Raw genomic sequence first — 8,721 nt, 5'->3', positions numbered from 1 at the left:
CTCGGCGGGCTCGGTCTTCGGCTTCGGCTTCGGCTCGGTCTTCGGCTTGCGGGCCTTGTCCGGGCCGCCGGTGAACTTCTCGTACGCCTTGAGGACCTCTTCGGTCGGACCGTCCATCAGCAGCTCGCCCTTCTCCAGCCACAGCACCCGGTCGCAGGTGTCCCTGATCGACTTGTTGCTGTGGCTGACCAGGAAGACCGTGCCGGCCTCCTTGCGGAGCTCCCGGATGCGCGCCTCGGAACGGATCTGGAACTTCCGGTCACCGGTCGCCAGCGCCTCGTCGATCATGAGGACGTCGTGGTTCTTGGCGGCCGCGATCGAGAACCGCAGCCGGGCGGCCATGCCCGAGGAGTACGTCCGCATCGGCAGGGTGATGAAGTCGCCCTTCTCGTTGATGCCGGAGAAGTCGACGATGTCCTGGTACCGCTCCCGGATCTCCTCGCGGCTCATCCCCATGGCGAGTCCGCCCAGGACGACGTTGCGCTCGCCGGTCAGATCGCTCATCAGCGCCGCGTTCACCCCGAGCAGCGAGGGCTGGCCGTCGGTGTAGACCTTGCCGCGCTCGGTCGGGAGCAGACCGGCGATGGCCCGCAGCAGGGTCGACTTGCCGGAGCCGTTGGTCCCGATGAGACCGATCGCCTCGCCCCGGTAGGAGGTGAAGGTCACGCCGCGCACGGCGTGCACCTTGCGGACCCCGCGCTCCTCGCCGTTGCCGCGGCGCAGTATCCGGCTCAGTGCCGCGGTGGCGCCGCCCTTGCCACCGCCACCGCCGTTGACGCGGTACACGATGTGCACGTCGTCGGCGATCACGGTGGGGACGCGCCCCGCGGTGTTGTCCTCAGCCACGGCCGTACCGTTCCTCTGCCTTCCAGAAGTACACAAAGCCCGCGACGCCCACCAGGAGCGCCCAGGCGAGCCCGACCACCCAGACGTGCGACGGCAGGTTCTCGGAGCCGTAACCGTCGATCATCGCGAACCGGACCAGGTCCATGTAGATGGCCGCCGGGTTGTACTGCAGCACATCGGCGATCCAGGACGGCTTGTCCGCGAGCATCACCGGGATGGAGAACATGACGCCCGACGCGTACATCCAGGTCCGCATGATGAACGGCATCAGCTGCGCCAGGTCGGGGGTCTTGGAGCCGAGCCTCGCCATGATCAGCGCCAGGCCGGTGTTGAAGAAGAACTGCATCACCAGGGCGGGAACCACCAGCAGCCACGAAAGCCGCGGGTAGCTGCCGAACCCGACCGTCACCGCGACCAGCACGATCATCGAGTACAGCAGCTGCTGGAGCTGCTGGAGCGAGAAGGAGATGGGCAGCGAGGCCCGGGGGAAGTGCAGCGCGCGGACCAGACCGAGGTTGCCGGAGATGGCCCGGACGCCCGCCATCACGGAGCTCTGGGTGAAGGTGAAGACAAAGACCCCGGTCACCAGGAACGGGATGAAGACGTCCTGGGGAATCCCCTTCTTCGTGCCGAGGATCAGACCGAAGATGATGAAGTACACCGCGGCGTTCAGGAGCGGGGTGGCCACCTGCCACAACTGGCCCAGCTTTGCCTGGCTGTACTGAGCGGTCAGCTTCGCCCGGGAGAACGCCATGATGAAGTGGCGTCGCCCGCGGAGCTGGCGCACGTACTCGATGAGCCCCGGCCGGGCTCCGCTCACCGTCAGACCGTGCTTCGCGGCCAGCTCGGCCGAGCTCAGGCCGTCGTCTGCCGATGGCGGGGTGCTCAGCGCAACCGCACCATCATGGGTTGTGTCACTCACCAGATGAAACTCTCGTATTCAAAATGCGCAGCCAGTCGCGGGCGCGGCTCAGGGCGGACAGGTCCCGACAAGAAAAATACGCCTCATGCTCCCAGAGGCGAGCCTCTCAGATGACCGGAGGGCGGCCTAGTCTGGTCAGCCGCCACACCGTACGCCACTTCATGGGGCGTCGCGGTCCGCAGGGTTTCGACCAGCCTTCCCGGAAGCCGCCGAGCCATGCCTTCAGCGCCGGGCCGGACGGCTTGCGGAGAAGAGTGAGCAGCAGCCACACGCCGAGGTACACGGGGACCAGCGGCGCGGGCAGGTTGCGACGGGCCAGCCAGACCCGGTTGCGGGCCACCATGCGGTGGTAGACGGCGTGCCTGGACGGGGCGGTGGTGGGGTGGTTGAGCACCATGTCGGCGCGGTAGTCGATCAGCCAGCCGGCGTCCAGCGCCCGCCAGGCCAGATCGGTCTCCTCGTGCGCGTAGAAGAAGTCGCCGGGCAGCGGGCCGACCTCGGCGATGACCCGGGTACGTACGGCGTTGGCGCCGCCGAGGAACGTCGTCACCCGCGACGAGCGCAGCGGGTCGGCGGCGCGCAGCCGCGGCACATGGCGGCGCTGGGTGACCCCGGTGTCCGGATCGGCGATGCGGAAGCTGATGATGCCGAGCTTGGGGTCGGCCTCGAACGCCTGCCGGCACAGCTCGGCGGTGTCGGTGAGCGGCAGCAGCCCGTCGTCGTCCAGGAAGAGCAGGGCGTCCACGTCGGCACCGGAGGGCCCGAAGGCCTCGATGCCGACGTTGCGGCCGCCGGGGATGCCCAGGTTCTCGGGCAGCTCGACGGTGCGCACGCCCGCGGGGACGTCCGGTACGGGAGAGCCGTTGCCGACGACGACCACCTCGATCCGGTCGCCGTCCTGCCTGGCGACCGAATCGAGCAGGGCGCGCAGCTCGGCCGGGCGGTTGCCCATCGTGATGATGACCGCGCCGAGTTTCATGGGGGTGCTCACTTCAGCCTGCTCGATGCCAGGACCGACACGAGGTGGAGGAGGGTCTGCAGCAGGGCGATGCCGGCCAGCACCGCGACCGCGAGGCGGCTGAAGAAGAGGTCGTCCCTGACGGAGTCCAGGACGGCCGCGACCAGAATCACCAGCGACGCCTCGACGCAGAGGATCAGCCGGTGGAACTTGAGCGCACCGGCGGCCCGGCGGGCGAACGCCATGCCGGAGGAGCGCGGCTCGGACGCCGCCTCCTTGACCGGCGGCAGCCCGCCCTGGTGGCGTGCGACACCGACGAGGTCGGTCTCGGCCTTGATCAGGATGGCGCCCAGCGCCGCGAGCGTCCCGAGGAAGGCCCAGAGCCAGTCGATGCGTCCGTCGCCCCACAGGTCGGCGGCGCGCAGGCCGAAGCCGACCAGCACGGCCGCGTCGCAGAGGTAGGCGCCGACCCGGTCCAGGTAGACCCCGCCCAGCGAGAACTGCTTCTTCCAGCGGGCCAGCTCGCCGTCGACACAGTCGAGCAGCAGGTAGAGCTGGACCATGAGCACGCCGAGCAGCGCACCGGGGATACCCGGAACGAGCAGGGCCGGGGCGGCGAGCACACCCGCGACGGTCATCAGGTAGGTCAGCTGATTGGGCGTGACCTTGGTGTTCACCAGGTACCGGTCCACGCGCAGCGAGACCTCGCGCATGTAGATCCGGCCCGCCCAGTGTTCGCCGCTGCGCCGGTCCTTGACGCCCGGGGGGTGAACGACCGGGCGAAGTTCAGCTACTGATGGTCTTGGCATAGTCGGCGTACGCGTCCCTGATCTGGTCGGTGGACAGGCTGAGGTGTTCCAGGACCGTGAAGCGTCCCGGACGGGTCTGCGGGGCGTAGTCGACGGCCTGGACGAACTCTTCGGCGGTGAAGCCGATCTCCGCCGGCAGGACCGGAAGGCCGTGCCGGCGAAGGACCTCGGCGAAGAGCCCCGACTGCTCGTGGGCTCCGCGCAGGTGCATGGCGAAGGCGGCGCCGAGGCCGACCTGCTCGCCGTGGCTCGCGGCCCGCTTGGGGAAGAGCAGGTCGAAGGCGTGGCTGATCTCGTGGCAGGCGCCGGACGACGGGCGGGTGTCGCCGCTGATCGAGATGGCGATGCCGGAGAGCACCAGCGACTCGGCGAGAACGGTGAGGAACTCGTCGTCGGCGACGGTGCCGGGGTGGCGCAGTACGGCTTCGCCCGCGGTACGGGCCATGGCGGCGGCCAGTCCGTCGATCTGCTCGTTGTTGACCTGGTGCGAGAGCTCCCAGTCGGCGATCGCGGAGATGTTGGAGATCGCGTCGCCGATGCCGGAGCGCACGAAGCGGTCCGGGGCCGCCCGGATCACCGAGAGGTCGATGACCATGGCGATCGGCATCGGGACCCCGTAGGAGCCGCGTCCGTTGTCGTTGTCCAGGGTCGCGACGGGTGAGCAGAGGCCGTCGTGGGCGAGGTTCGTGGCGACCGAGACCAGCGGCAGGCCGACCCGGGCCGCGGCGTACTTCGCCACGTCGATGATCTTGCCGCCGCCGAGACCGACCACGGCGTCGTACCGCTTGCCCTTGATGTCGTCGGCCAGCTGTACGGCGGCGTCGATGTCGCCGCCCGCGACGCAGTACCAGTCGGCGCCCGGCAGGGCCGGTGCGAGCTTCTCGCGCAGGGCCTGTCCGGAGCCGCCGCTGATCGCGATCGCGAGCTTCCCCGAGGCGGAGATCCGCTGGTCGGCGAGGAGACCGGCCAGGTCGTCCATGGCGCCCCGGCTGATGTCGACGAAGACCGGGGACGGGATGAGCCGGGTCAGTACTGGCATGCGATCTCCCGGCCCTTCGCGAGGTCGTCGTGGTTGTCGATCTCGACCCAGGTGACCTCGCCGATGGGGGCCACGTCGACGGTGAAGCCGCGGTTGACGAGCTCCTGGTAGCCGTCCTCGTAGTACAGGTCCGGGTCCCGCTCGAACGTCGCCCTGAGGGCGTCGGCCAGCTCCTCGGCCGCCTCGGCCTCGATGAGGGTGACACCGATGTACTCGCCGGTGGCGGTGGCCGGGTCCATCAGCTTGGTGATCCGCTGAACGCCCTTGCCCTCCTCGGTGATGACCTTCATCTCCTCGTCGGCGAGGTACTTCACCGTGTCGAGGGCGAGGATGATCTTCTGGCCCTTGCCGCGTGCGTCCAGCAGGGTCCGCTCGACGGAGACCGGGTGCACGGTGTCGCCGTTGGCGAGGATCACGCCGCGCTTGAGGACCTCGCGGGCGCACCACAGGGAGTAGGCGTTGTTCCACTCCTCGGCCTTGTCGTTGTCGACGAGGATGATCTTGAGGCCGTACTTCGCCTCCAGTTCCTCCTTGCGGTCGTAGACGGCTTCCTTGCGGTAGCCGACGACGATCGCGACCTCGGTGAGGCCGATCTCGGCGAAGTTGGCCAGCGTGAGATCGAGGACGGTCTTCTCGCCGTCCACCGGCACGAGAGCCTTGGGAAGCGTGTCGGTGTAGGGGCGCAGGCGCCGTCCTGCGCCGGCTGCCAGTACGAGGCCGATCATGCGAGTTCTCCTTCGTCGTGAACGGCGGGTGCCCCGGAGGACACCCAGAAGCGGATGGACTCCACCAGCACGACCAGTGCCACGGCCACTGCGAGAGCGGTGAGTGCCACGGCGAAGCCCGAGGCTCCGGTGAGTACGGCTGCGAGTACGGCCACCACCAGGGTCCGGCCCTCGTGTCCGCCGATCGTGCGCACCAGCCACTGCGGGGGTGCGCCGGTGCCGCCTCGAATGCGGTACACCGTGTCGTAGTGATGGTAGGCGACGGCCGATACGAGGCCGAAGGCCGCGGGAAGCGCCCCGTCGATGTCGCTGCGGGCGGCCAGCGCGAGGATCGTGCAGTACTCGGCCGCCCTGAAGACCGGCGGGACGAGCCAGTCGAGTGCGCCCTTGAGGGGGCGGGCCACGGCTATGCCGGAGCAGACCGCGTAGAAGACCGCGGCGACGATCATCTGCCGGCTGCCGAAGGGCTGCTGGAGCGCGGCGGCGATCAGCGCGCCGGCGCCGACGACCGCCACCACCGGGGCTGTCCAGGCGCCCGGGATCCGGGGTCCGCGGGCCGCCACGAGCTGGGCGAGCGGGCCGGAGTCGGCGAGGTCCGCGAGTGCCTGGGCGGCCCGGTCGGTGCGGCGGGCCTTGCGGGTCAGGGAGCGCAGCAGCCGGCCCGCTGTGGTGTAGCAGGCCGCGAAGGCGCAGCCGACCAGCAGTGCGTAGAAGACGATCCGGGGGGTGGTGAGCGCGGTCAGTACGGCGATCATCGCCCAGCGCTCACCGATCGGGAGCACGATCATCCGGCGCAGCCAGACCGTCCAGCCGACGCTGTCGAGCTTGTCGGAGAGGGCGGCCGTGGGGCTGGAGTTCGCCACCGCGTCGTGGTTCGCCTCGTTGAACGAGAAGTCGATGACATGACGGCAGGACTGGAGCACCATCGCGCCGAGCGCCAGTGCCCAGACGTCGTCGCCGCCGCGGGCGGCGCCGAGTGCCAGGCCCGCGTAATAGGCGTACTCCTTGGCGCGGTCGAAGGTGGCGTCCAGCCAGGCGCCCATCGTCGAGTACTGGAGCGAGTAGCGGGCGAGCTGCCCGTCGGTGCAGTCCAGGACGAAGGAGAAGAGCAGCAGCAGGCCGGCGGCGACATACCCGCCGCGGGTGCCGGTGGCCGCGCAGCCGGCCGCGACCAGGGCGGTCAGCAGGGACGCGGTGGTGACCTGGTTGGGAGTGAGCCCGCGGCGCGCGCACCAGCGGGCGATGTAGCGCGAGTACGGGCTGATGCAGTACGTGGTGAAGAAGCCGTCGCGGGCCTTGACGGCGCTGCGCAGCCGGACCGCCTCGTCGTCGACGGCGGCGACGCCGGAGAGCGCGGTGGCGCGGGCGGCCTCGTCAGCCGGTACGGCCGCGACGAGTGAGCCCAGCTCCGGGCGCTGCACCTCGGTGCCCTGCGCGTCCATCGTGGCGGCGAGCCGGCCGGGCACGGTGCGGTCGGCGACCGTGGCGGTGCTGCCGGGCGGTCCGGTCGGAACGCCCGCGTCGGCCGCCTCGCTGGTGCTGCTCAGTGCGCGGACCAGCGCGGGACGCGCCTCGGGCTGCACGGTGAGCGCACCGGGCACGGTGGCGGCGGGGAAACGGGGGTCGGTCAGTCCGAGCCGCAGGGCGTGGACATGGCCGACGAAACGGGGGTCGACGAGCGCGACCCGGCCGTCGGCGGGGACTGCGGACAGCAGTCGTGCGGCCTCGCCGACATCGGCGGCGGCCTGTACGTCGAAGCCCAGTGACCGCAGATCGGCCTCGATGGACGATCCGGGTACCGGAGCACCTGTGAGAATGGCGGTCGACAGACGAACTCACTCCTTGGTGCTGACATGGGTCGGCGCGCGACGGCACGGCCCCGATGCGGGCCGGCGGCATGTCGGCAGAGGCTATCGGATGAACGGAAGCGGGAGTTCACTGCCCGTTTATGCTCCGTTCCGGGCGGACCGGGATGATGCGGCGCCGTCCGCGATCATCATCGTCGATGGCCGCCTCACCTGACAAAACGCGGTGGGATGGATCTAGTCTGACCCGCATGACATGGCTGATCACAGGCGGAGCGGGATATATCGGGGCACATGTGGTGCGGGCCATGAGGGGGGCCGGGGAGCGGGTGGTCGTCCTCGACGATCTCTCGACGGGTGACCCGGACCGGCTGCCGGCCGAGGTCCCGCTGGTCCAGGGCTCGACGGCCGACCGCGCGACTCTGGACCGGGTGCTCGCGGAGCACGCGGTGAGCGGTGTGATCCATCTCGCGGCGAAGAAGCAGGTCGGCGAATCCGTCGAGAAACCGCTCCTGTACTACCGGGAGAACATCGGCGGGCTGACCGTCCTGCTGGAGGCCGTCGCGGCCGCCGGCGTGCGGAGCTTCCTGTTCTCCTCCTCGGCAGCGGTGTACGGCGTACCGGAGGCGGAGCTGATCACCGAGGAGGCTCCCTGCGTCCCGATCAATCCGTACGGGGAGACCAAGCTCGCCGGGGAGTGGCTGGTGCGGGCGGCCGGGCAGGCGCACGGGCTGTCCACCGGCTGTCTGCGCTACTTCAACGTGGCGGGCGCGGCCGAACCGGAGCTGTCGGACACCGGCGTCTTCAACGTGATCCCGATGTTCTTCGACCGGCTGACCCGCGGTGAGGCCCCGCGGATCTTCGGCGGCGACTACTCCACCCCCGACGGCTCCTGCATCCGTGACTACATCCATGTGGCCGACCTGGCCGACGCGCACCTGGCTGTCGCCGGGCGGCTGGCCGCACAGGACGGACCCGGGGACCTGACCGTCAACATCGGCCGCGGCGAGGGCGTCTCGGTGCGCGAGCTGGCCGCTCTGGTGGCGGAGGTCACCGGCCTCGACCGCAAGCCCGAGTTCGAACCGCGGCGGGCCGGGGACGCGTCGAAGGCGGTCGCGTCCTGCGACCGGATCTCCGGGGAGCTGGGCTGGGCGGCCCGGCGCGGGGTGCGCGAGATGGTCGCGTCGGCCTGGCAGGGTTGGCTGCTGCACCACCCCGTGACGTCCGCCCCCTGAACTGCCCAGCCGGCCTGTCCACCGCTCTGACCTGCAGCCATTTCCGCAGGTCAGAGCAGTTGACAACGGTGTTCACTGCCGTGTTGCCCGATACCCCCCGCCCGTAGTTCACTGGCATTGCTCGGGCGAAACGCGTCCGAGTCCGCGCGACGACCGGGAGGCGTCCCCATGGGGGCTGGGCACGATCACGGACATGCGCACGGCGGTCCCGCACCCACCGGCACGGCCGCCGCCGCGTACAAGGGGCGGCTGCGCATCGCGCTGGGCATCACGCTCACCGTGACGGTCATGGAGATCGTCGGCGGGCTGCTGTCCGGCTCCCTGGCACTGATCGCCGACGCGGCCCATATGGCGACCGACGCGCTGGGCCTCGGCATGGCCC

9 protein-coding genes are annotated in these 8,721 nt (G+C 70.2%); 2 read left to right on the top strand and 7 right to left on the bottom strand.

Annotated elements, in window-relative coordinates:
• From J1C73_RS01425 to J1C73_RS01395, 7 genes are all read right to left on the bottom strand, one after another.
• A partial coding sequence (locus J1C73_RS01425) for an ABC transporter ATP-binding protein (protein WP_307797582.1) occupies nucleotides 1–846 on the bottom strand: 846 nt, incomplete at its 3' end.
• Entirely contained in the window at nucleotides 839–1,768 is a 930-nt protein-coding gene (locus J1C73_RS01420; protein WP_207314702.1) for an ABC transporter permease, read from the bottom strand. The genes J1C73_RS01425 and J1C73_RS01420, both read right to left, overlap by 8 nt.
• Nucleotides 1,769–1,874: 106 nt before the next feature.
• Nucleotides 1,875–2,747: a glycosyltransferase family 2 protein gene (locus J1C73_RS01415; RefSeq protein WP_207314704.1), complete on the bottom strand. Its 873-nt coding sequence runs from the start codon at nucleotides 2,745–2,747 to the stop codon at nucleotides 1,875–1,877.
• An 8-nt stretch (nucleotides 2,748–2,755) separates the two neighbouring features.
• Nucleotides 2,756–3,535, bottom strand: a complete 780-nt coding sequence (locus J1C73_RS01410) for a CDP-alcohol phosphatidyltransferase family protein (protein WP_207314701.1) — start codon at nucleotides 3,533–3,535, stop codon at nucleotides 2,756–2,758.
• Nucleotides 3,513–4,574 carry an iron-containing alcohol dehydrogenase family protein gene (locus J1C73_RS01405; RefSeq protein ID WP_207314700.1) on the bottom strand — a complete coding sequence of 354 codons (1,062 nt, stop codon included), beginning with the start codon at nucleotides 4,572–4,574 and terminating at the stop codon, nucleotides 3,513–3,515. Before J1C73_RS01405 ends, J1C73_RS01410 begins: the two co-directional genes overlap by 23 nt.
• The gene (locus J1C73_RS01400; RefSeq protein WP_207314699.1) at nucleotides 4,562–5,299 is read right to left on the bottom strand and encodes a phosphocholine cytidylyltransferase family protein; all 738 of its coding nucleotides are present in this window, start codon (nucleotides 5,297–5,299) and stop codon (nucleotides 4,562–4,564) included. Before J1C73_RS01400 ends, J1C73_RS01405 begins: the two co-directional genes overlap by 13 nt.
• Complete coding sequence (locus J1C73_RS01395) at nucleotides 5,296–6,900, bottom strand: DUF5941 domain-containing protein (RefSeq protein ID WP_307797581.1); 1,605 nt, start codon at nucleotides 6,898–6,900, stop codon at nucleotides 5,296–5,298. The genes J1C73_RS01400 and J1C73_RS01395 overlap by 4 nt, the downstream gene beginning before the upstream one ends.
• Before the next feature lie 455 nt (nucleotides 6,901–7,355).
• Between J1C73_RS01395 and galE the strand changes: the two genes are divergently transcribed.
• Entirely contained in the window at nucleotides 7,356–8,339 is a 984-nt protein-coding gene (galE, locus tag J1C73_RS01390) for a UDP-glucose 4-epimerase GalE (RefSeq protein ID WP_207314698.1), read from the top strand.
• A gap of 168 nt (nucleotides 8,340–8,507) precedes the next feature.
• Nucleotides 8,508–8,721: cation efflux transmembrane domain-containing protein (locus tag J1C73_RS01385; RefSeq protein ID WP_207314697.1), on the top strand; the 214-nt coding region annotated here is incomplete at its 3' end.

This window comes from Streptomyces laculatispora (assembly GCF_017353455.1).
GTDB lineage: Bacteria > Actinomycetota > Actinomycetes > Streptomycetales > Streptomycetaceae > Streptomyces > Streptomyces laculatispora.
Note: the sequence above shows the minus strand (reverse complement) of the source record. Positions and strands in the feature narration are given on the sequence as shown.